Origin of the sequence: Saccharospirillum sp. (assembly GCF_040881935.1) — a bacterium.
Taxonomy (GTDB): Bacteria; Pseudomonadota; Gammaproteobacteria; order Pseudomonadales; family Natronospirillaceae; genus Saccharospirillum.
This window is the reverse complement of sequence record NZ_JBBECH010000068.1, coordinates 1-20,724: the sequence shown is the minus strand read 5'-3', so window position 1 is coordinate 20,724 and position 20,724 is coordinate 1. Positions and strand designations below refer to the sequence as shown.

22 protein-coding genes are annotated in these 20,724 nt (G+C 57.4%); 2 read left to right on the top strand and 20 right to left on the bottom strand.

The genetic code is table 11. The annotated features are described in order from the left end of the window. Positions 1-14 precede the first annotated feature (14 nt). The 4 genes from rimI to WEB54_RS12750 all read right to left on the bottom strand — a co-directional run bounded on the left by rimI (position 15) and on the right by WEB54_RS12750 (position 3,812). Positions 15-488, bottom strand: coding sequence for a ribosomal protein S18-alanine N-acetyltransferase (rimI, locus tag WEB54_RS12765; protein ID WP_368056027.1), 474 nt, complete (start codon positions 486-488; stop codon positions 15-17). Then, complete coding sequence (locus WEB54_RS12760; RefSeq protein ID WP_368056025.1) at positions 485-1,270, bottom strand: hypothetical protein; 786 nt, start codon at positions 1,268-1,270, stop codon at positions 485-487. The genes rimI and WEB54_RS12760 overlap by 4 nt, the downstream gene beginning before the upstream one ends. Next, complete coding sequence (locus tag WEB54_RS12755; RefSeq protein WP_368056023.1) at positions 1,267-2,820, bottom strand: 2-isopropylmalate synthase; 1,554 nt, start codon at positions 2,818-2,820, stop codon at positions 1,267-1,269. Before WEB54_RS12755 ends, WEB54_RS12760 begins: the two co-directional genes overlap by 4 nt. Positions 2,821-2,900: 80 nt before the next feature. After that, a complete protein-coding gene (locus WEB54_RS12750; RefSeq protein ID WP_368055664.1) occupies positions 2,901-3,812 on the bottom strand; it encodes an SDR family NAD(P)-dependent oxidoreductase in 912 nt (303 codons plus the stop codon). A 202-nt stretch (positions 3,813-4,014) separates the two neighbouring features. Here WEB54_RS12750 and WEB54_RS12745 point away from each other — a divergent pair, with 202 nt between their 5' ends. After that, positions 4,015-4,323 carry a 4a-hydroxytetrahydrobiopterin dehydratase gene (locus WEB54_RS12745; protein ID WP_368055666.1) on the top strand — a complete coding sequence of 103 codons (309 nt, stop codon included), beginning with the start codon at positions 4,015-4,017 and terminating at the stop codon, positions 4,321-4,323. A 1-nt stretch (position 4,324) separates the two neighbouring features. Continuing rightward, positions 4,325-4,555 (top strand): hypothetical protein, encoded by a 231-nt coding sequence (locus WEB54_RS12740; protein WP_368055668.1) that lies wholly within the window; start codon positions 4,325-4,327, stop codon positions 4,553-4,555. On the opposite strand, the gene WEB54_RS12735 is transcribed toward WEB54_RS12740, so the two are convergent. The 16 genes from WEB54_RS12735 to WEB54_RS12660 all read right to left on the bottom strand — a co-directional run bounded on the left by WEB54_RS12735 (position 4,506) and on the right by WEB54_RS12660 (position 20,580). Next, positions 4,506-5,660, bottom strand: a complete 1,155-nt coding sequence (locus WEB54_RS12735) for a hypothetical protein (protein ID WP_368056020.1) — start codon at positions 5,658-5,660, stop codon at positions 4,506-4,508. The genes WEB54_RS12740 and WEB54_RS12735 overlap by 50 nt on opposite strands. Before the next feature lie 229 nt (positions 5,661-5,889). Continuing rightward, positions 5,890-6,318: a F0F1 ATP synthase subunit epsilon gene (locus WEB54_RS12730; RefSeq protein ID WP_368055672.1), complete on the bottom strand. Its 429-nt coding sequence runs from the start codon at positions 6,316-6,318 to the stop codon at positions 5,890-5,892. A gap of 17 nt (positions 6,319-6,335) precedes the next feature. Continuing rightward, positions 6,336-7,745: a F0F1 ATP synthase subunit beta gene (atpD, locus tag WEB54_RS12725; RefSeq protein WP_368055674.1), complete on the bottom strand. Its 1,410-nt coding sequence runs from the start codon at positions 7,743-7,745 to the stop codon at positions 6,336-6,338. A 24-nt stretch (positions 7,746-7,769) separates the two neighbouring features. After that, on the bottom strand, positions 7,770-8,636 hold the full coding sequence (gene atpG, locus WEB54_RS12720) for a F0F1 ATP synthase subunit gamma (RefSeq protein WP_368055676.1): 867 nt from the start codon (positions 8,634-8,636) through the stop codon (positions 7,770-7,772). 44 nt (positions 8,637-8,680) lie between these two features. Continuing rightward, positions 8,681-10,225 (bottom strand): F0F1 ATP synthase subunit alpha, encoded by a 1,545-nt coding sequence (gene atpA / locus WEB54_RS12715; RefSeq protein WP_368055678.1) that lies wholly within the window; start codon positions 10,223-10,225, stop codon positions 8,681-8,683. Positions 10,226-10,238: 13 nt separating this feature from the next. After that, the gene (locus tag WEB54_RS12710) at positions 10,239-10,775 is read right to left on the bottom strand and encodes a F0F1 ATP synthase subunit delta (protein ID WP_368055680.1); all 537 of its coding nucleotides are present in this window, start codon (positions 10,773-10,775) and stop codon (positions 10,239-10,241) included. A gap of 9 nt (positions 10,776-10,784) precedes the next feature. After that, on the bottom strand, positions 10,785-11,255 hold the full coding sequence (locus WEB54_RS12705; RefSeq protein ID WP_028671025.1) for a F0F1 ATP synthase subunit B: 471 nt from the start codon (positions 11,253-11,255) through the stop codon (positions 10,785-10,787). 52 nt (positions 11,256-11,307) lie between these two features. Next, the gene (gene atpE, locus WEB54_RS12700; protein WP_368055682.1) at positions 11,308-11,535 is read right to left on the bottom strand and encodes a F0F1 ATP synthase subunit C; all 228 of its coding nucleotides are present in this window, start codon (positions 11,533-11,535) and stop codon (positions 11,308-11,310) included. Between the two features lie 100 nt (positions 11,536-11,635). Further along, positions 11,636-12,520, bottom strand: a complete 885-nt coding sequence (gene atpB, locus WEB54_RS12695; RefSeq protein ID WP_368055684.1) for a F0F1 ATP synthase subunit A — start codon at positions 12,518-12,520, stop codon at positions 11,636-11,638. 37 nt (positions 12,521-12,557) lie between these two features. Next, positions 12,558-12,947, bottom strand: coding sequence for a hypothetical protein (locus WEB54_RS12690; protein WP_368055686.1), 390 nt, complete (start codon positions 12,945-12,947; stop codon positions 12,558-12,560). 282 nt (positions 12,948-13,229) lie between these two features. After that, positions 13,230-14,114 (bottom strand): ParB/RepB/Spo0J family partition protein, encoded by an 885-nt coding sequence (locus WEB54_RS12685; RefSeq protein WP_368055687.1) that lies wholly within the window; start codon positions 14,112-14,114, stop codon positions 13,230-13,232. Next, positions 14,115-14,921, bottom strand: a complete 807-nt coding sequence (locus WEB54_RS12680; protein ID WP_368055689.1) for a ParA family protein — start codon at positions 14,919-14,921, stop codon at positions 14,115-14,117. Between the two features lie 10 nt (positions 14,922-14,931). Next, a complete protein-coding gene (gene rsmG / locus WEB54_RS12675; protein ID WP_368055690.1) occupies positions 14,932-15,579 on the bottom strand; it encodes a 16S rRNA (guanine(527)-N(7))-methyltransferase RsmG in 648 nt (215 codons plus the stop codon). Continuing rightward, on the bottom strand, positions 15,576-17,480 hold the full coding sequence (gene mnmG, locus WEB54_RS12670) for a tRNA uridine-5-carboxymethylaminomethyl(34) synthesis enzyme MnmG (protein ID WP_368056018.1): 1,905 nt from the start codon (positions 17,478-17,480) through the stop codon (positions 15,576-15,578). Before mnmG ends, rsmG begins: the two co-directional genes overlap by 4 nt. Before the next feature lie 520 nt (positions 17,481-18,000). Then, positions 18,001-19,173 carry an iron-containing alcohol dehydrogenase gene (locus WEB54_RS12665; RefSeq protein WP_368055574.1) on the bottom strand — a complete coding sequence of 391 codons (1,173 nt, stop codon included), beginning with the start codon at positions 19,171-19,173 and terminating at the stop codon, positions 18,001-18,003. A gap of 3 nt (positions 19,174-19,176) precedes the next feature. Then, a complete protein-coding gene (locus WEB54_RS12660; protein ID WP_368055572.1) occupies positions 19,177-20,580 on the bottom strand; it encodes an aldehyde dehydrogenase family protein in 1,404 nt (467 codons plus the stop codon). Positions 20,581-20,724: the final 144 nt, after the last annotated feature.

Sequence of the window (20,724 nt, the reverse complement as noted above, 5' to 3'; positions counted from 1 at the left end):
TCGGCACCCGTGATTCAGGCACCGACACCGTTCGGGTCGCTGCCTGTCGGACTTAGGGTCAAGGCCATTACCAGCGCGTCTTCAACGTCGTCAGGCGAGACATAGTAACCACGACGTTGGCCAACCGTGTCAAAACCCAGAGACCGATACAGGGAAATAGCCGCCTGATTGGTAGTACGCACTTCCAGCAACAGTCGTTGTTGCCCGGCCCTGCGTTGTTGCTCCACCCAGCCCTGCATCATTTGCCAACCCCACCCCTGGCGCTGGTGTTCACCCGCAACGGCCAGATGCATCAGCGTCGTTTCATCCAGCACAGCCTGACTGACCAGAAAACCAAGCGTTTCGTTTCCGACCGTTGCCAATTGCAGCTCCCCGGCCTGCAGGGCACGCACCAGAGCCGTCTCAGGCCAGGGGTGGAGCCCGGCGCTTAAATCGATGCGCCGCACCCGATCGAGCATCCGGGAGTCAGCCGGGGTCAGGTGCATCATGCATTTCGGTCGGCGGGCTGGATCAGGGGCTTCAGCCGATGCCAGCAAATGGCTTTTTTCATCGGCTCATTCAACATTTGATAGAGGGAGGGCAACCCAACCCACGGCAGGTCGCCGTAATCGCCATTTGGCTGTTGCCAGCCTTGAAGTCGCGGCATCACAGCGCCAAAAGACAGCATTGTCGTCGGTTGAAACTGACGGATAAACTGGTCGAGTTTTTCGTCCACATAGAGCCGGGCCTGATCAAGCCCCTGGTCCACTTTGCGGTTGGTAAACAAGGGCCATTGTACTACGTGGTGGGTACGCACATCGGCTGCGCTAACGCCCAGTGTTGCCAGTATATTCAGCAAGAGTTGCTGGCCCGTCTCTGTCGGCTGACTCAGGCCCCGGGCCAGGGAATCGGCAATTAAAAACTCCCCTACCACGCTCAACGACAACGCAAAACGGGGCACCGGAGCTGCTTTACTGCGCACCACCTGGGGCCCTACAGACTCGGCTGCTGGCTCGCCGGGTGCTCCTGCAGCCTCCGGTTTCTGCCCGACCGGTGCGTCATTCGGTTGACCGGGTGCTGCGGTTCGCGCGGAAGCTGGCTCCGGGCTCACAGGCGCTCTGGCCGTATCAGTCTCAACCGTGGGCGATGCCGCGTAATCAGTATCGTCCAGATCAAAGACTAGCGGCGGTGGAGCCGCCGGTAACCGCACCCGGGGGTACCAGCTGTCGATACCCATCGCCTCCAGGTAATGGCGACGATTGGGTTCGGTTAAGGGGGTAAACTTTGTCATACGGTAATTTGCGGGTGAGGTTTGGCTGGCGCGCTGAGAATCAGATTCAGCGCCTTAATATACGCCTTGGCCGATGCCACCACGATGTCGGTATCACTGCCGGCCCCGTTCACAATGCGTCCGGCTTTTTCCAGCCGCACCGAGACCTCGCCCTGTGCTTCGGTACCGGCGGTAATGGCATTGACTGAATAAAGCTGCAAATGGGTGCCGGAATGCACCAGGTTGTCGATGGCCTTGAAACTGGCATCCACCGGACCATCCCCCGCTGCTGTGGCTTCATGCGACTGACCCTCAATATCCAGTACCACCGTGGCCAGCGGCGATTCACCCATGACGCTGTGACTAACCAGATGCTTCAACTGGATCCGGTCGGGCACGGCACCGTCCTGCTCCACCTGAGACATCAGCGCATGCAGATCTTCGTCGAAAATATCGTGTTTCTTATCGGCCAGCGTTTTGAAGCGGGTGAAGGCATCGACCAGTTCGATATCCGACTCGAATCCGTAGCCCAAATCTATGAGCCGGGTCTTGAACGCATTGCGGCCGGAATGCTTGCCAAGCACCATGCGGTTAGCGTGCCAGCCGACGTCTTCAGCCGACATGATCTCGTAGGTTTCGCGGTGTTTGAGCACACCGTCCTGGTGGATGCCGGACTCATGGGCAAAGGCATTGGCGCCGACAATCGCCTTGTTTGGCTGCACCGGGAAGCCGGTCACCGATGACACCAGCCGGGAGGCCGGTACGATGTGGCGGGCATCAATATTAGTATCGACCGGGAACAGATCCTGACGGGTGCGCACTGCCATGACAATTTCTTCCAGCGCCGCATTACCGGCACGCTCGCCCAGTCCGTTGATGGTGCATTCAACCTGACGAGCACCCTGCAGTACGGCTGCCAGAGAATTGGCCACGGCCAGGCCCAGGTCGTTGTGGCAATGCACCGAGAACACGGCCCGATCGGCATTGGGCACCCGGTTCAGCAGATCATGAATCAGCTGGCCAAAGGCCTCGGGCACGGCATAGCCCACGGTGTCGGGAATATTGATGGTGGTGGCACCGGCGGCAATGGCCTGCTCGATGATGCGACACAAAAAATCGAGCTCGCTGCGCCCGGCGTCTTCACAGGAAAATTCAACATCATCGGTATACTGGCGGGCCTTGGTGACCGCTCTCACGGCCTGTTCGACCACCGCATCCGGCTGCATCTTGAGCTTGTACTTCATGTGGATCGGGGAGGTGGCGATGAAGGTATGAATGCGGGCCCGTTCCGCCCCTTCGAGCGAGCCGGCGGCCGCTTCAATGTCGGCGTCCAGCGCCCGGGCCAGGGAGCACACGGTGCTGTCACGAATCGTGCGGGCAATGGCGTTAATGGCTTCGAAGTCCCCTTTGGAGGCTGCAGCAAACCCGGCTTCAATCACATCGACCCGCATTTTCTCCAGCGCCCGGGCAATGCGCACTTTTTCATCGCGCGTCATCGACGCGCCGGGGCTTTGTTCGCCATCGCGCAGGGTGGTGTCAAAGATAATGAGGTTTGAGGTCGGGGCAGTCATGGCAACACTCCGGTCAGCCTTGGGGTCAGGCGCTTAGTGTACACCAGATCGGCCCCGATCCTCATGCGCTGACCTGCTTTTTAACCGCCGGCCGGGTAGTGCCGATGCCAGGCATCTTCACACAAATCCAGCAGCGATTGGCGGGTCTGCGCCGACTCCCGGGTCCAGAAAAAGGGGTACACTTTACGCGCTTTCCGGTCGAACCAGAATTCGCCGGCCGGCAGACGCCCGCCCTCGGCCAGACACCAGTACATCGTATCAGCCCCTTCTTCACTGGAGCGCAGACGATCACCCATTTTCCGGGAAAACCCGGGCAGAGCCTCACGCAGCGCGTCCGTTCCAACCCAGCCAGGGTGCGATGCTGAAAAAGTATACTGCGGGTATTGCCGGGCCAGTTCCTGATTCAGAATCACCTGGGCGCGCTTGGCGTTAGCGTAGGATTTAACCTTATCGTAGCGATGTTGTTGCCAGCACAGATCCCCGAGTTCAAGTTTTTGCAAATACATACCGCCGCTCGCGGTCAGATGGATGGGCGCCCCTCGCGGCAGCAGCGACTGCTCCATGCAGCGGCGAATCAGCAGATAGTGCCCCACTACCTGAGACGCAAAAATGACATCGTACCGGTCTTCTACCAACGACAGTTGGTCGGGCATACCGCCCGCGTTGCAGACCAGGGCGTCAAGTTCCGGCAAGGGCTGGCTCAACACCTGGTCGAAACGGGTCATATCCAGCGCAATGAACTTCACGCCACGCTCTGCCAGACCGGAGTCATCGAATTTGTTTTTGTCGCGACCCGTTACCCAGACCTCTGCACCCGTGTCCACCAAACGCTGTGTCAGCGCGGCACCAATGCCGCTGGTACCGCCGGTAATCAGCACCCGCTTACTCGCCAGAAGTGCATCGTCTATCTCACTGAACTGACGCGCATGACGCTGATAACCAGTTCTGTCAAATGAGTAGACAATGCTGTAATCCTTTAAGGTATCGAACATGCCGTATTCCCCATTTTCATAGTCAAGGTGTTGCTGTCCATTACGGGACCAGGCAGTCCATGGGTCACTTTCCCTTTCATTGGTTGCTCAATTGTAGCGACCGGCTGACAGATGCAGGCAACCACCACCGGGCGATGACATTTCACAGTGGAAGGCGGCCTTGCTATGGTGAAGGTTCACTTGGTCATCAGAAGGATTCCCAATGACAAACGCCTACACCCCGGTCGAATGCAAATCTGAGCTGGCGACACTGAACACAGATCTGGAGCTCCCCTGGCAGTTGGAAGACGACAAGCTGACCAAAACCTTTACCTTCTCCAACTTTATAACCGCTTTTGGTTTTATGACCCAGACGGCCATCGTCGCTGAAAAGAACAACCATCACCCGGAATGGTTCAATGTTTACAACACCGTTAAAGTGCAGCTAACCACCCACGATGCTGGCGGCATCTCGGCCAAAGATTTCGATCTGGCCCAGCGCATGGAAAAACTCGCAATCGGGCAACGCTGAAATGGGTCTGACGCTGCAACTCAACTGCCTGGGTGAAATCGTCGAGGGCAATTACTATCGCGGCTACTGCCTGCTCAGTGAGGACCCTGAAGAGCCCGGCGGATTGTTTCTGGTGGTTTACGCCGAGCCCGACAAGGCAGCAGACGTGCTGCTCAGCGAGTGGTTTCCCTCAATACAGGCGGTCAATCACTTTGCCCGGGATCAGAACTGGTCGATTGAGTGGCGTCGGTAACCGGTTCACACACCCCTGGCTGGGCCGCACATACAGCCTCGGTGGCAATGCGCACATCGATCAGGTAGTACAAAGAGTCGAGCCCCAGGCTGATGCGTCCCATATTGTGAAACACCAGACCCAACGCGATGTCTTCGGGGCTATAACGCCCTGCATCGGCGGCAAAATGCTGTGCGGCGGCACCCGGTTCATCGTCACCCAGCAACTGCATCAGCCGCCCGATGCCGCCATGGTATGCCTGAACCAACAACAGCGAATACAACTGTTCGCGTTGATCGTCCGGCAGATGGCCAAAGCGCTGATCAAACACCGGTCTCAGGTTGCGGTCATTTTGCTGATACAACCTGACTGCGCAATCCACCTGAGCCATCCGGTGCAAATGAAAGCGTTCGGCAATTTCGCAATCGGCCAGCACTTCCGGCCGCAATTGCAACAGGCCAACAGCGCGGGACGCTGAAAAGCTCTCCTTGCGGGCACCGCTTTCAATCACGATTTGCCCGATAAACGCTTCCATAACGGCATCATCCGGCTGAAAACCCTGCCGGGCCGCTTTATCGTTGAATACCTGCAGCACCAGGTCGACCAGGGCTATCGGCTCCTGTTCCGAGCCAGCCGACATTCCATCCCAGGTTCCCCAGACCCGGTCCGCCGGGTCGATACCCAGTAGCCGGTCGATGGCAGCATCGAGATCAACATGAGGCTGATCGCAGCGTAAGGCAAAGGGATAACCGGTCTCGGTGGCCGACCCGGCTATCCAGCGATGCACGCGGTCTTCCTGATACAGCGTATCCCGAAGCTGGTTGAGTCGCTGTTGGTTTTCCGCGACCGTCGCTTCGTTTTCGAACCAGGTCAGAAAGCGTCCGCGCTGATCAAATAAAATATGTCGATCCGGTTCCCCGCAATAACTCTGCTCCAGTAATACCCAGCGTCGGATGATGGATATGTTCTGGTAAAAACCATCGCTAAATACATAGGGGGTATCGCGAATCACCTGCAGCCAGGGCGCAGGCGGCGGCACGGTTTCGGTTGCAGCATACCCTGGATGTACGGCAAGCAGAACAGCCGTTAGAAACAGTCCCCGGCACAACCCGTTAGTCGTCAGCATGACACACTCTCAATACAATCCGCAGGCACCAGTTTACTAAACCAGCCAGGTGATACCAGTCGGTTCGATTGGTATTCAGCTCACGGATAATATCCGCCAGCCCTGCACCACCGTTTCGCTTCGTCAGCGCTTTCAACTTCGTCTTTCAGGCGGACGGGTTTGCCGGCTTCGCCGGGCAAACAAAAAAAAACGACCCGGAGGTCGCTTTTTAACAAGCCACTAAAGCCAGTTATTTCTTGCCGCGCAGTCGCTTCAGTTCGCGTAGAGTGCGCAACTGGGCTGACGCACGCGCCAGATCAGCTGCCACCACCGCGAATTCTTCTTCAGCGATTTTGCTGGCGATGATTTTCTCGGCATCGGCTTTGGCTTTTTCAGCTGCCGCCATGTCGATGTCACCACCGCGCAGTGCGGTATCGGCCAGAATGGTCACGACGTGCGGCTGGACTTCAAGGAAGCCGCCGGATACGTAGAACACTTCTTCCGACCCGTTCTGCAGAATCAACCGAACCGGTGCCGGGTTCAGCCGTGTCAGCAAAGGCGCGTGACTGGGCTTGATACCCAGCTCACCCATTTCGCCCTCACAAACGACGGTTTCAACCAGCCCCGAGAAGATGTTTTCTTCCGCGCTGACGATGTCGCAGTGTACTGTCATAGCCATGTTAACCCCCGGCGCGATCAGCCCTTCTTGGAGCGAGCATTGTAGGCTTCCATCACTTCATCGATGGTGCCTTTCATGTAGAAATCCTGCTCGGGAACCTGATCGTACTCGCCGTCCAGAATGCCCTGGAAACCACGAATGGTTTCTTTCAGCGACACGTACTTGCCAGGCGCGCCGGTGAAAATCTCGGCAACGTGGAACGGCTGAGACAGGAAACGCTCGATCTTACGGGCACGGGCCACGATCATTTTGTCTTCGTCAGACAATTCGTCCATACCCAGAATCGCGATGATGTCCTTCAGCTCTTTATAGCTCTGCAGAACACCCTGAACGCCACGGGCACAGTCGTAATGCTCGTTACCGATAACCAGCGGGTCGAGCTGACGCGAAGTAGAGCCCAGCGGGTCAACCGCCGGGTAAATACCCAGTGCGGCAATGTCACGGCTCAGTACAACGGTTGCATCCAAGTGAGCAAAGGTTGTAGCCGGTGACGGGTCGGTCAAGTCATCCGCAGGTACGTATACCGCCTGAACCGAGGTAATAGACCCGGTCTTGGTTGAGGTAATACGTTCCTGCAGAACACCCATCTCTTCCGCCAGCGTCGGCTGGTAACCTACCGCAGACGGCATACGACCCAACAGAGCTGATACTTCGGTACCGGCCAGGGTGTAACGGTAGATGTTATCCACGAAGAACAGAACGTCACGGCCTTCGTCACGGAACTTCTCAGCCATGGTCAGGCCGGTCAGTGCAACCCGCAAACGGTTACCGGGGGGTTCGTTCATCTGGCCGTAAACCATGGCCACTTTCGATTCGGACAGTTTGTCCAGCTTGATAACACCGGCTTCGGACATTTCGTGATAGAAATCGTTACCTTCACGAGTCCGCTCACCCACACCGGCAAACACAGACAAACCACTGTGCTCGGTCGCGATGTTGTTAATCAGCTCAAGCATGTTTACGGTTTTGCCTACACCGGCACCACCGAACAAACCCACTTTACCACCCTTGGCGAACGGGCAGATCAGGTCGATTACCTTGATGCCGGTTTCCAGCAGGTCCTGGCTTTGTGCCTGTTCGGCATAAGTCGGGGCGTCGCGGTGAATGACCATGTGGTCATCGGCACCGATGTCGCCGCGCTCGTCGATAGGCTCGCCCAGTACGTTCATGATACGACCCAGGGTCGCAACACCGACCGGTACGGTAATACCGGTGCCGGTGCTTTCTACGCTCAGTCCACGCTTAACGCCTTCGGTGCTGCCCATGGCAATGGTACGTACAACGCCATCGCCCAACTGCTGCTGCACTTCCAGGGTCAGGTTCACTTCAGCGACTTTCAACGCGTCGTAAACTTTTGGTACGTTGTCACGTGGGAATTCCACGTCAACGACAGCACCAATAATCTGTGTGATACGTCCGCTACTCATCTTCTGTATCCTCTCAAAACCGTATTATGAAACCGCTGAGGCGCCACCCACGATCTCGGCGATCTCTTGGGTAATGGCTGCCTGACGCGCCTTGTTGTATTCCATATTGAGACTGTCGATCAGTTCTCCGGCATTATCAGTGGCGCTCTTCATTGCCATCATGCGCGAAGCCTGTTCACAAGCCAGATTTTCCACCACGCCCTGATACACCACCGATTCGACATAGCGAACCAGCAGATGATCCAGCAGCGCTTCGGCATTTGGCTCGTAAATGTAGTCCCAGGTATGTCGGCGCGACGTCTCGTCTTCAGCGGCCTTCAATGGCAACAGCTGCTCAATCCCGGGCTTTTGCACCATGGTGTTCACAAATTCGTTAAACACCACAAACAAGCGGTCGATTTTGCCGGAATTAAAGTCGTCGAGCATGACTTTAACGCCGCCAATCAGGTCACTCACAGCGGGCTTGTCGCCCAACTGGGTCATGCTCGCCACTACGTCGTAGCCGCGTGACTTGAAGTAACCCGTACCCTTGCTGCCAATGGCACATACTTGCACCGTTGCGCCCTTGCTCTTCCAGTCAGTCACGTCTTTTGCGACCTGCTTGAACAGGTTAGCGTTCAACCCGCCACACAGGCCGCGATCGGTTGAGATTACGATGTAACCCACCCGCTTGACGTCACGTTCCATCAGATAAGGATGACGGTATTCGGGGTTGGCGTTCGCCAAATGCCCGATCACCGCCCGGATTTTGTCAGCATAGGGCTTACTGGCGTCCATCCGGTCCTGAGCTTTACGCTTTTTACTCGCAGCGACCATCTCCATCGCGGAAGTAATCTTCTGCGTGTTTTTAATGCCCGATATTTTCGTGCGAATCTCTTTTCCGGCTGCCATAGCAATGCCTCAGTTCAATCGGCTGTCCGAAGACAGCCGGTGAATTACCAGGTCTGCGTTGCTTTGAATTTTTCCAAAGCGTCCTTCAGCGAAGCGGCAATGTCGTCGTTATAGTTGCCGGTATCGTTGATCTGTTTGATCAGATCCGCGTGTTCGCTGTTCATGTAGGAGTGCAGTGCCGCCTCAAACCGCCCGATTTCTTTGATTTCCAAAGCTTTCAGGTGGCCTTCGTTGGCGGCGTAAACTGAGACAGCCATCTCTGCAACCGTCAAGGGTGCATACTGGCCTTGCTTCATCAGCTCGGTAACGCGCTGACCATGCTCCAACTGAGCCTTGGTCGCTTCGTCAAGATCCGACGCGAACTGGGAGAATGCCGCCAGTTCACGGTACTGAGCCAGAGCGGTACGAATACCACCGGCCAGCTTCTTGATGATCTTGGTCTGGGCGGAACCACCCACACGCGATACCGAAATACCGGCGTTCATCGCAGGACGAATACCGGCGTTGAACAGGTCGGTCTCCAGGAAGATCTGACCGTCGGTAATGGAAATCACGTTGGTTGGTACAAACGCCGATACGTCACCACCCTGGGTTTCAATGATCGGCAAGGCGGTCAGAGAACCGGTCTTGCCTTTCACTTCACCCTTGGTGAACTGTTCAACGTAGTCAGCGTTCACGCGTGATGCGCGTTCCAGCAAACGGGAGTGCAAGTAGAACACATCACCCGGGAAGGCTTCACGGCCCGGCGGACGACGCAGCAGCAGAGAGATCTGACGGTAGGCAACGGCCTGTTTGGACAGGTCATCGTAAATGATCAGAGCGTCTTCACCGCGGTCGCGGAAGTATTCACCCATGGTGCAACCGGCGTACGGCGCCAGGAACTGCATCGAAGCAGGTTCCGAGGCCGAAGCGGCTACAATGGTGGTGTACTCCATGGCACCGTGCTCTTCCAGCTTGCGCACTACGTTGGCGATGGTCGACTGCTTCTGACCAATAGCGACGTAGACACACTTAATGCCGGAGTTTTTCTGAGCCATGATGGCGTCGACGGCCAGAGCGGTCTTACCGGTCTGACGGTCACCAATGATCAGCTCACGCTGACCACGGCCAATCGGCACCATGGCGTCAACGGCTTTATAGCCCGTTTGTACCGGCTGGTCGACCGACTGACGGGCAATAACGCCCGGCGCGACCTTTTCCAGCGGATCGGTCAGGGTGGTTTTCACCGGGCCCTTGCCGTCGATCGGGTTGCCCAGGGCGTCGACGACGCGACCGAGCAATTCCGGACCAATGGGAACTTCCAGGATGCGACCGGTGCACTTACAGGTCTGGCCTTCAGCCAGATCTTTGTAGTCACCCAACACGATCGCACCAACAGAGTCTTGCTCCAGGTTCAAGGCCATACCGAACAGGCCGTTGTGGAACTCAATCATCTCACCAGACATGACATCGGCCAGACCATGAATACGCACGATACCGTCGGATACGCTGACGATGGTGCCTTCGTTCTGGGCCTTGGAGCTGGTATCGAGTTTGCCGATACGCTCCTTGATGATGTCACTGATTTCTGAAGGATTCAGTTGCTGCATTCTTTTTCCCTCACTAGGAATTCATTGCTTCAGCGAGTTTCGCCAACTTGCCGCGGACCGACCCGTCGATGACCGTGTCACCAGACCTGATCACCACACCGCCCAGTAATGACTCGTCGATTTCGACGGTCAACTGCACCTGGCGGCTGAATTTGGCGGTCAGTTTGTCGGCCAGCGTCTTTTGCTGGCTGTCGCTCAAGGAAAATGCACTGGTCACCAGAACATCGGCGGTTTTTTCCTGCTCCGCTTTCAGCACTTCGAACTGTTCGCTGATCTCGGTCAGCAGTGCAAGACGACGATTTTCAGCCAGCACGCTGACCAGGTTAGACCCGCCCTCGTTCAGAGCATCGCCGGCGAGTTGCTGCAAAGTACGTACTTTATCAGCGGCGGACAGCTCAGGGTTGGCAATGAGTCGATCAACCGTCTCATGCTGGCTGATAGCGGCCAGTGTCGACAATTGCGTCGACCAGGCATCCAGTTGCTTACTGTCCAGAGCTGCGTTGAACGCGGCTTTGGCGTAAGGACGGGCCAGCGTACTTAATTCTGCCATGATCCCTCCTTACAGCTCGGCTGCCAGCTTATCCAACAACTCGCTGTGTTTTTTCGCGTCGACTTCGGAGCCCAGAATGCGTTCCGCACCGGCCAGGGTCAGTTCAGAGATCCGGCTGCGCAGTTCTTCACGCGCGGCGTTCACTTCTTTATCGACCTCGGACTGGGCGGCAGCCACAATGCGCTCACCTTCTACACGAGCTTCAGCTTTCGCTTCATCAACCAACTGCGCGGCGCGCTTGTTGGCTTGCTCGAGGATGGCAGCGGCTTCCTGCTTGGCTTCCTGCAGCTTTTTCGCCACATCGTGTTGTGCCAATTCAAGATCTTTGGCAGCACGGTCGGCGGAATCGAGCCCTTCGGCAATTTTCTTCTGGCGGGCCTGCATGGCATCCATGATCGGAGGCCATACAAATTTGGCGCAGAACCAGACGAAAATGGCAAAGACGACGATTTGTCCAATAAACGTTGCGTTGAAATTCACGCCTTCACCTCGTTTTGGTTGGTTTAATCAGAGTACCCAAAGGACTGATTGATTAACCAGCCACGACGAAGATCAGGTACATCGCGATACCAACACCGATAATGGGGATCGCGTCTACCAGGCCGGCTACGATGAAGAATTTGGTCTGCAGCATTGGGCCCAGTTCAGGCTGGCGAGCAGTAGAATCCAACAACTTACCACCCAGCATGCCGATGCCAATAGCAGCACCAATCGCACCAAAACCCATCATGATTGCAGCGGCGACAAATACCAGTTCCATGTTTTTCTCCTAAGTTTTCTATCGTTAAGGTTTAGAGCTTTCAAGTTTAAACTTTCTTTTAGAAATTCGGGGCAGCCATCGAGCCTACCCGACGACCAAACTAGTGGTCTTCGTGGGCCTGACTCAGGTACACGATGGTCAACACCATAAAGATGAACGCCTGCAACGGAATGACCATGATGTGGAAAATAGCCCACGCCATCTGCAGCACGCCAGCAAAGGCGGCGAAGAAGAAGCCGGCACCAAACATCAGCGCGATCAGGATGAAGATCATTTCCGCTGCGTAGAGGTTACCGAACAGACGAAGACCGAGAGAAAACGGCTTCGCGATCAGTCCGACCAACTCCAGGAAGAGGTTGAACGGAACAAAGATCCAGTGATTAAAGGGTGTGAACGACAATTCCTTGATGAAGCCAAAGCCCTTCACTTTGAAGGAATAGTAGATCATCAGCATAAACACAAACACCGCCGTACCCAGGGTGATATTCGGGTCGGTCGAGGGGACGATTTTCTGAAACTTCACACCCATCAGTTCCAGGGTATAAGGGATCAGGTCGACCGGAACGATGTCCATCAGGTTCGACAGGAACACCCAGACGAAGACTGTCAGCGCAATCGGTGCAATCCACGGGTTTTTGCCATGGAAAGTATCCCGCACCTGGCTGTCAATGAACTCGACGATGGTTTCGACGAAGTTCTGCATCCCCGTAGGCACACCCTGAGTGGCAGTCTTGCCCACTCGCCAGAACAAAAACAGGAAAATCGCGCCGAGCCCGATGGACCACAACATGCTGTCCACATGAAAGGCCATAAATCCCATGGCGCTGATCTCCGCAGAACAGGCACCCAGCACCCACTGAGTCGCGTTCAGAGTCGAGCCATCGCACATCGTCGTACCCGCTTCCAACTTCCCATAAGTGAGGTTGGTCAGGTGGTGCGAGATGTACTCGCCCGCATTGGCGTAACCGCCAGCTTCACTTGCCATATGTCACTTTACCCCTATTGGCCGCCCGTTAGAGCGGTTACTTAACCAGAATCGGTGCCAACATCGCAGACAGGGTGTTCAGTATCACCACTACCAGCAACATTGTTATGGCGCTCAGGTCCGGTTGGGTGACCCACACCGGTATCAAACCTGCTGCCAGAATAATCCATTTGCCAAACAGCCCCTGGGACGTCGCCACCACAAACAGGGCTGTATGACGCGAGCCAAAATGTCGCAGGCTACGCCAGGTAAAATAGCTCTGTGCCACCAGGCACAGGGCGCCAGCCATCATTACTTCCAACCAGACGTCCGGGATCAATACGACCACCACCAGGCCGATGATCAGGGCGGCGACCGCCTGAAACGTCACCAGCCGCCAGGCCGAAGGCCGGGGAACCGGTTTGGACCGTGCTTGTTGAAAAACCACTGTTCTGTCCCGGTTATTGTCATATGCCCTGTATTTCATGCAGTTCAGCTGTTTTCGTAGGGCTGAACGACAGGGCGGTTTGGGCGCCTTTCTCAAGGCCTGCCCCGCTTGTTATCCGGGTTTGAGCGGTACCGGGCCACTGGAGGCTCGGCAAAACTCGGCAGAGTATATTGGAGTCGGCTAGTTGCATCAACACGCAACATGCTCTCATTCCGACTTGGCCGCTTTCCGGCAAATTGTTGTTTTTGAACGCAATTCAACCTATTTGAACGCTGTCAGGCCCTACTTTACATGGTTCAGGATGCCGTCGAGCTCATCCAGACTGTTGTATTTGATCACCAGCGAGCCTTTGCCACGCGCACCATGCTTGATCGACACCGAAGCGCCCAGGCGCTGCGACAACATTTCTTCAAGATTCTGAATGTTGGCATCGGGTTTATGTTCGGCGCGATCGAGCCCGGTCTTTTTACCTTCCACCAGGTTGCGCACCAGTTGTTCGGTCTGCCGCACTGTCATGCCTTTGGCCACCACCTGACGAGCTGCTTCGATCTGTTGCTCGCCCTGCACACCCAATAACGCCCGTGCATGACCCATTTCCAGGTCACCGTGCTCAAGCATACGACGCACATCGGCTTCCAGACTGATCAGGCGCAGCAGGTTGGTTACGGTGACCCGGTTTTTACCGACGGCTTCGGCAACGCCAGCCTGGGTCAGGTCGAATTCTTTCTGCAGGCGTTGCAACGCCAGCGCTTCCTCCATCGGGTTCAGGTTTTCGCGCTGAATGTTCTCGATCAGCGCCATGGCAATGGCGTCTTCGTCGGAGACATCGCGAATCACCGCCGGTATCTGATCCAGCCCGGCCATCTGCGAGGCGCGCCAGCGACGCTCACCGGCAATCAGCTCATAGGATTCAGGGCCCTGGGGACGCACCACAACGGGCTGCATCACGCCCTGGGCACGAATCGACGCGGCGAGTTCTTCAAGCCCGTCGGCTGACATATCACGCCGGGGCTGGTAGGTGCCACGACGAATCCACTCAACCGGCAACATGCGCAAACTGCCGTCATTGACACGAGCTACCGGCTGGTCAGCAATGGCCTCGACTTCCCGTCGGGTTGTGATCAGGGCGTCCAGGCCTCGTCCCAAGCCTCGTTTCTTAGCTGCCATTTACACAGTTCCTGTTAAATGTTCGGTATCGGGTGCCTTGATGCCCTCGACCCGGCGAACCATTTCTCCAGCCAGTGCCAGGTAGGCCAGCGCGCCTTTGGAGGTGCGGTCGTACTGCAATACTGGTGTGCCGTAACTGGGCGCCTCCGCCAGCCGCACGTTACGCGGAATCACCGAACTATATAGCTTGTCGCCAAAATGGCTCTTCAGCTGATCGGAGACATCGTTGGTCAGGCTGTTGCGCGGGTCGTACATAGTGCGCAGCAGACCGCCGATTTGCAGCTTCGGATTCACCACCTTCTGAATGCTGTGGATGGTGTCCATCAGCGCGGCCAGGCCTTCCAGCGCGTAGTATTCGCACTGCATCGGGATCAGCACCTGCTCGGCGGCGGCCAGGGCGTTCACCGTCAGCATGTTGAGCGACGGCGGGCAGTCGATAAAGATGTAGTCGTATTTATGCTTCACTTCGGCCAGGGCGTACTGCAGCCGGTGCTCTTTCATCTTCACCGACATCAGCTCAACTTCGGCGGCCGTCAGCTCGCCATTGGCGGGCAGCAGGTCATAGCCGGCCTCGGGGGTGGTGACAACGGCCTCAGCGCAGCCGGCCTTGCCAGTGATGACATCGTAGACACTGATGTCGATCTCATTCTTGCTGATGCCGCTGCCCATGGTGGCATTGCCCTGCGGGTCCAGGTCCACGACCAGCACCTTGCGCTTCATCGCCACCAGAGAGGCGGGCAGATTGGTGGCGGTAGTGGTCTTGCCGACGCCGCCTTTCTGGTTGGTAATGGCAAAAATATGTGTCAAAGCCGAATCCTTATGTCGTTCGGGCCGACAACTGTACCAGATGTCGCGCGTCCGCACTGAGTAAAGCGCTGCCCGGAACGGTCAGTGGTGTCACCCGATCGACCTGGATATCGCCCGGCAATGCAGCGATCTCGTCGGTTGGGTACAGGCCTTTCATGGCCAGAAAGTGGCCACCCGGTGCCAGCAGATGCCGGGATTTTGCCACCATATCGGCCAGAGTGGCAAAGGCGCGTGACGAGATTTGTGAGAAGGTTCGCTCTGGCTGCCAGGCTTCGAGCCGGCTGTGCACGACGGTGACATTGCCGACACCCAGTTCCAGCTTCACCTGAGTCAAAAAACGGGTCTTCTTGCCGTTGCTGTCGAGCAGCGTCACCGGTTTCTGTGGGTCGATCAGCGCCAGAATCATGCCAGGCAGGCCAGGGCCGGTACCTACATCCAGCAGATCGCCCGGGCCGACGAAAGGCAGAATCGACAGGCTATCGAGCAGATGCCGGGTAATCATTTCTTCCGGTCTGCGCACCGAGGTCAGGTTGTATGCCCTGTTCCACTTCATCAACAGTGAGTGATAGGCGAGCAATCGCTGCTGAACAGCGGTTTCAAGTTCAATGCCCAGCTCAGCCAGACCGTCACTTAACAGCGATGCGTAACGCTCACTCATGCGCTGTGTTGCTCCACCTGAGCGGCTTTGCTCGCCGCCGACTGCTTTTTCAGGTGAATCATCAGCATCGAGACCGCCGCCGGTGTCACGCCAGAGATGCGCGACGCTTGCGCCAGGGTTTCCGGCCGGGCCTGCTTCAACTTCTGTTTCACTTCGTTCGACAGGCCGCCGATGGCCTCGAAATTCAGTTCCGCCGGTAGCTTCATGCTCTCGTGGCGGCGCAGTGTGTCGATGTCGTCCTGCTGGCGCTGAATATAGCCTTCGTATTTGGCACTGATCTCGACTTGTTCGCTCACCGCCGGGTCCAGTGCGTCTGTCGGCACCAGGTCGGCAATATCGGCATACGTCAGTTGTGGCCGTTTCAGCAGGTCGCGCAATGTGGTCTCGCGCGACAGTGGCTGTGCCAGCTTATCGTGCAATGCCTGCGCCTCAGCCGATTTCGGCTGCACCCAGGTGCTGGTCAGTCGCTGGGTTTCGCGGACGATGGCGTCCTGTTTGGTGCTGAAGGCGGCCCAGCGAACATCATCGACCAAGCCAAGCGAACGTCCCGTTTCAGTCAACCGCGCATCGGCGTTGTCTTCACGCAACAGCAAGCGATATTCGGCGCGGCTGGTGAACATCCGGTACGGCTCCAGCGTGCCCATGGTGATCAGGTCGTCAACCAGCACGCCCAAATAAGCTTCGTCACGACGTGGCGTCCAGGCTTCTTCACCGGCGGCACGACGGGCAGCGTTGACCCCGGCCAGCAAGCCCTGGGCAGCGGCTTCTTCGTAGCCGGTGGTGCCGTTAATCTGACCGGCAAAGAACAGGTTGCCAATGAACTTGGTTTCCAGGCTGTGCTTCAGGTCACGCGGATCGAAGTAATCGTATTCGATGGCGTAACCCGGCCGGGTGATGTGGGCGTTTTCGAAGCCTTTGATGCTTTGGATAAAGTCGATCTGCACATCGAACGGCAGGCTGGTGGAGATGCCGTTCGGGTACATTTCATAGGTGGTCAGCCCTTCGGGTTCTACGAACACCTGGTGACTGGTCTTGTCGGCAAAGCGGGTGACCTTGTCTTCAATCGACGGACAATAGCGCGGGCCGATGCCTTCGATCTCACCGGCATACATCGGCGACTGGTGCAGATTGTTGCGGATGATGTGGTGCGTCTGCTCGGTGGTGTGGGCGATCCAGCAGGAAACCTGGCGCGGGTGCTCTTCGACCCGGCCCATATAGGACATGACCGGCAGCGGCGTATCGCCGGGTTGCTCGGTCAACTGGCTGTAATCCAGGCTACGGCCGTCGATGCGCGCCGGGGTACCGGTTTTCAGGCGACCGACGCGGAACGGCAATTCACGCAACCGATGCGACAGGGCATTGCTGGGCGCATCGCCCATACGGCCACCGGAATAGTTCTGCATGCCGACGTGAATTTTGCCGCCAAGAAAGGTGCCCGCCGTCAGCACCACGGTTTCGGCCATGATGCGAATGCCGGTTTGGGTAACAACGCCGGTAACGACGTCGTTTTCCAGCAACAGATCGTCAGCCGACTGCTGAAACAGTTCCAGATTCGGCTGCAGTTCAACAATTTCCCGAATCGCCGCCCGGTACAACTGACGGTCGGCCTGGGCGCGGGTCGCACGCACGGCCGGGCCTTTACGGCTGTTTAACACCCGAAACTGAATACCGGCACGGTCGGTGGCGCGCGCCATGGCACCGCCGAGGGCATCGATTTCCTTGACCAGGTGGCTCTTGCCAATACCACCAATGGCCGGGTTACAGGACATCACCCCGACGGTGTCCGCGTTGTGGGTCAGCAATAGCGTCTGCGCACCAGTACGGGCAGACGCGAGCGCCGCCTCAGTTCCAGCATGACCGCCACCGATCACTATGACATCGTAACGCTTGGGAAATTGCACTGAACACCTCGGGTTGAACTAAGCCGGGCTCTGGTGATCAATTTTTCACCAAATCCCGGAAAATGGGGCGCAGATTATACGGATATGAGAGGACGTTTGGCACCCCCTTTTGCAAGACAGGTCCGGCCCGTTTCCGGGCCGCAGTTTGGGTGTGCTTGGGTGGAGCTGGTCCGCGTCGGCCACCGGTGTGGCCTCTGCGGGGTCGGCGTGAACCCATCCATGGGGCCTAGACCACACCGGCATCCGCCGCTAGTCTTTATTGCCATGATCGAATTCAGTTCTTAGTTGGTTAAAAACCGAACATTAACGTGTTGAGGAGGAGTGTCAGGTGCCGGGTGCCGGGTGTACCTGTCCGGGGAAGTCTGAGGCATGGATGCCGAAGCCTAGCCCCCATGGACGGGTTTACGGCGACCCCGGACAGGTACACCCGGTGCCTGGCACGGACTCCTGGCAACACACTAAAACCAACCTCCGGAGCTTGAAGTTCGAAGGGCCAGGTATTCCAACAGGTGGCCTGAGATTACAACTCGCCTCGAACCGCCTTGCGAAATACCTCAGTCAACACTGCCGCATTCAGCGGTTGCGGATTGCCGCCGGCGGAAGGGTCAACGGCGGCCAGGCGGCCGACTTCGTCTGCCTGATCATCTGGCACGTCGATCTCAGCCAGGGTATGGGGAATACCCAGTTCGCGCCGGAACGCCAATACCCACTGCAGCAGGGCATCGAATGAGGTGTCTTCCAAGCCTACGGCCTGAGCCACCGGCCCCATACGGTGTTCGATGCTGGCGCGGTTGTGCACCATGATGTACGGCAATACCACGGCGTTGGTGAGGCCATGGTGAGTGTTGTACATGGCGCCGACGGCGTGGGAGATGGCGTGTACGCCACCCAGGCCTTTCTGGAAAGCGATGGCGCCCATGCTGGCGGCGGCGAGCATTTTGGTGCGGGCTTCGAGGTTGTTGCCGTCTTTGTATGCAACCGGGAGTGCGGCCGATACCAGGCGCATGCCTTCCAGCGCGATGCCTTCGCAGATCGGGTGAAAGCCCGGGGCGCAGTAGGCTTCGAAGCTGTGGATGAAGGCATCCAGGCCGGTGGCCGCGGTGATGTGTGGGGGCAAGGCGGCGGTGACTTTCGGGTCCAGAATAACCGCTACCGGCAGCATCTTCGGGTGAAAGACGATGATTTTGCGGTGTTCGGCTTCATTGGCAATCACTGAGGCCCGCCCTACTTCCGAGCCGGTACCGGCCGTGGTCGGAATGGCGATAACCGGGGCGATGCCCTTTGCGTCGGCGCGTGTCCAGTAATCGCCGATGTCTTCGAAATCCCAGATTGGCCGGGTCTGGCCCGACATAAACGCAATGGCCTTGCCGACATCAAGGCCGCTGCCGCCGCCCAGGGCGACGACGCTGTCGTGATTGCCCTTGCGATACACGTCTACACCCGCCTCGACCATGGGCCCAGTCGGGTTGCCTTCGACGTCCGCAAAAAGCGCCGCACCGAGCCCGGCATTGGTCAGCGCTGCCAGGGTGTTTGTCACCATGGGCAGGCCAGCCAGCCCACGGTCAGTTACCAATAGCGGCGCTTTAAAGCCTAGTTCCTGGCACAGCGATGGTAGTTCTTTTAGCCGATCGGGGCCGACAAGCATGCGATTGGGCATGCCCCAGTTAGCGGTTAACGATGTTTCCGTGGTCATGGGTCAGCCTCCGCTGGGCAGTCGTAAGTGAAAGCTCTTGGGTTGGGTCAGGGCGTCGTAACCGATTTCGGAAAGCGAAGCACCCCGGCCGGTGTGTTTGACGCCGGTCCAGGCCAGCGCCGGGTCGAGCACGTCGCACCGGTTCATAAACACCGTACCGGTCTGAACTTCACGCCCGAGGCGTTCCGCGGCTTCCAGATCCCGCGTCCAGATCGATGCCGTCAGACCAAACTCGCTGTCATTCATCAGTTGAATGGCTTCTTCATCCGATGCCACCGGCATAATGCCGACCACAGGGCCAAAACTTTCCTCTGTCATCACCCGCATGCTGTGATCGACCCCGGTCAGAATTTGCGGCGCCAGATAAGCCGTACCGGGTTTATCTTCCGGGAAATCACTGGGCTGTATCAGCGTTGTGGCACCGGCTTTGACCGCGTCGGCAATCTGCCCGCGCACAAAATCAGCGGCCGAAGCTTTGACCAGCGGACCCAGCGTGGTTGATTTTTGCAGAGGGTCACCCAGCACCAGCTTGCGGGTTTCGGCGACCAACGCATCGACAAAGGGCTGATACACATCTTGATGCACATAGATGCGTTCCACCGAACAGCAGCTCTGGCCGCTGTTAAAGAAAGCGCCATCCGCCAGGTTAATGGCGGCATCGGCAATATCAACATCGGCCCGCACATAGGCCGGGTCTTTGCCACCCAGTTCCAGCGCGGTTCCGGCAAACTGACCGCTGGCGGCAATAGCCTGCTGAATACTCTGGCCACCGCGCACCGAGCCGGTAAAACTGACAAAGCGAATGGCCGGTTCTTTCAAGATGGTGGCTGTCGTTTCATGGCTCAATGTGACCGCCTGAAACACCCCTTCGGGCAAACCAGCCTGCGCCAGAACCCGTTGCAACCGTTCGGCACACAGCAGCGTTTGCTGCGCATGTTTGAGCAACACAGCATTGCCTGCCGCCAGTGCCGGCCAAACGGTATTGACGGCGGTCATGTAGGGAAAATTCCAGGGGGCAATGGTCAGTACCACACCCACCGGATCGCGCCGGATATAGCGTTTAAAACCGGGCTTGTCCGGCATCTCCAGATCTGCCAGGGCACGCGGCGCTATCGCCAGCATGTAGCGGGCACGCTCGGCAAAACCATTAACTTCACCGCCGCCCTGACTGATCGGCCGACCCATCTGCCAGGCCAGTTCTTCAGCCAATTCGTCGCGCTGCTCATCAAGCAGTTCAACGGCGCGTTCCAGCACTGCCTGGCGTTTTTCCAGAGGCGTGGTCTGCCAGTCACGCTGGGCCGCTGACGCTCGTTTAACCGCCTCACGGGCTTCAGCCTCGTTCAGGTAAGCGCGCTCGGCGTATTGCGTGGCGTTTACCGGGCTGATGATTGTTGCCATCTCAGTCATTCTTCGCTTCCTGTTATGTGCACAAAAGTATGTGGTGTCATGAGTTAGAAATTCGTGGCAATTCAACCAGTGACCATTGAAGGAGTGTTGGGTGCGTCTACTGGGGGCCGTTAGACCGCATGGATGCGGTCTCCGAGTCTACAT

Excerpts from the sequence above, each read along its gene's own strand:
- WEB54_RS12730 (WP_368055672.1), bottom strand. The coding sequence starts at position 6,318 with ATGGCTATGACAGTACACTGCGACATCGTCAGCGCGGAAGAAAACATC.
- WEB54_RS12750 (WP_368055664.1), bottom strand. The coding sequence starts at position 3,812 with ATGTTCGATACCTTAAAGGATTACAGCATTGTCTACTCATTTGACAGA.
- WEB54_RS12665 (WP_368055574.1), bottom strand. The coding sequence starts at position 19,173 with ATGACCACGGAAACATCGTTAACCGCTAACTGGGGCATGCCCAATCGC.
- atpE (WP_368055682.1), bottom strand. The coding sequence starts at position 11,535 with ATGGAACTGGTATTTGTCGCCGCTGCAATCATGATGGGTTTTGGTGCG.
- WEB54_RS12735 (WP_368056020.1), bottom strand. The coding sequence starts at position 5,660 with ATGCTGACGACTAACGGGTTGTGCCGGGGACTGTTTCTAACGGCTGTT.
- atpD (WP_368055674.1), bottom strand. The coding sequence starts at position 7,745 with ATGAGTAGCGGACGTATCACACAGATTATTGGTGCTGTCGTTGACGTG.
- WEB54_RS12710 (WP_368055680.1), bottom strand. The coding sequence starts at position 10,775 with ATGGCAGAATTAAGTACGCTGGCCCGTCCTTACGCCAAAGCCGCGTTC.
- WEB54_RS12685 (WP_368055687.1), bottom strand. The coding sequence starts at position 14,114 with ATGGCAGCTAAGAAACGAGGCTTGGGACGAGGCCTGGACGCCCTGATC.
- WEB54_RS12755 (WP_368056023.1), bottom strand. The coding sequence starts at position 2,820 with ATGACTGCCCCGACCTCAAACCTCATTATCTTTGACACCACCCTGCGC.
- WEB54_RS12745 (WP_368055666.1), top strand. The coding sequence starts at position 4,015 with ATGACAAACGCCTACACCCCGGTCGAATGCAAATCTGAGCTGGCGACA.
- rsmG (WP_368055690.1), bottom strand. The coding sequence starts at position 15,579 with ATGAGTGAGCGTTACGCATCGCTGTTAAGTGACGGTCTGGCTGAGCTG.
- WEB54_RS12740 (WP_368055668.1), top strand. The coding sequence starts at position 4,325 with ATGGGTCTGACGCTGCAACTCAACTGCCTGGGTGAAATCGTCGAGGGC.
- WEB54_RS12760 (WP_368056025.1), bottom strand. The coding sequence starts at position 1,270 with ATGACAAAGTTTACCCCCTTAACCGAACCCAATCGTCGCCATTACCTG.
- WEB54_RS12660 (WP_368055572.1), bottom strand. The coding sequence starts at position 20,580 with ATGACTGAGATGGCAACAATCATCAGCCCGGTAAACGCCACGCAATAC.
- atpA (WP_368055678.1), bottom strand. The coding sequence starts at position 10,225 with ATGCAGCAACTGAATCCTTCAGAAATCAGTGACATCATCAAGGAGCGT.
- atpG (WP_368055676.1), bottom strand. The coding sequence starts at position 8,636 with ATGGCAGCCGGAAAAGAGATTCGCACGAAAATATCGGGCATTAAAAAC.
- rimI (WP_368056027.1), bottom strand. The coding sequence starts at position 488 with ATGATGCACCTGACCCCGGCTGACTCCCGGATGCTCGATCGGGTGCGG.
- atpB (WP_368055684.1), bottom strand. The coding sequence starts at position 12,520 with ATGGCAAGTGAAGCTGGCGGTTACGCCAATGCGGGCGAGTACATCTCG.